General features: G+C 38.1%; 1 protein-coding gene and 1 pseudogene. Both read right to left on the bottom strand.

Features of this window, described 5'->3' with window-relative positions; all coding sequences use genetic code 11:
- Window positions 1–217 (bottom strand): annotated as a pseudogene (locus tag C9I57_RS33080) (hypothetical protein); the annotation flags it as partial.
- A 46-nt stretch (window positions 218–263) separates the two neighbouring features.
- Window positions 264–459, bottom strand: a 196-nt coding sequence (locus C9I57_RS33085) for a hypothetical protein (RefSeq protein WP_219909924.1), incomplete at its 5' end; no start/stop codon positions are given.

Below are 459 nucleotides of genomic sequence, written 5' to 3' on the forward strand. Positions count from 1 at the left end.
CAATGGTATAGCCACCTTTATTGCGACTTAAAGCAAACACGTAAACGCCTCGACAAGCTCGTTCTAGTACCCCGAATTTGATCAAACGCGATAAACTTTGCTTAAAAGCTTCTTCACTGTCATCAAAAAATACTCTTCGCAAGTTGCGCTTGGTATATACGTAAATGCGTTGCCTATCAAATTTATGCAGACGCTCTAACGCCGTTTGAATATCCATATTGTTTAGTTTGATAAGTAGACGGTAGTGGTAACTATAGCATACTTTAGTGTCCACTTGATGAGTCATCGACAGCATCACAAATGGAGTCAGTTTCTTCTAAAAAGTACGTAAGCTGCTTTTCAAGTTCATGATTTGCAAGCTTAAGTTCTGAGATATTGGATTGAGACTCATGTAACTTACTCTCTAAGATTCGATAATTTACTGAAAGATCGGTATATTCATCCTGGACAGTGCTTAAC

Source organism: Trinickia symbiotica (genome assembly GCF_003028655.1).
GTDB classification, from domain to species: Bacteria; Pseudomonadota; Gammaproteobacteria; order Burkholderiales; family Burkholderiaceae; genus Trinickia; species Trinickia symbiotica_A.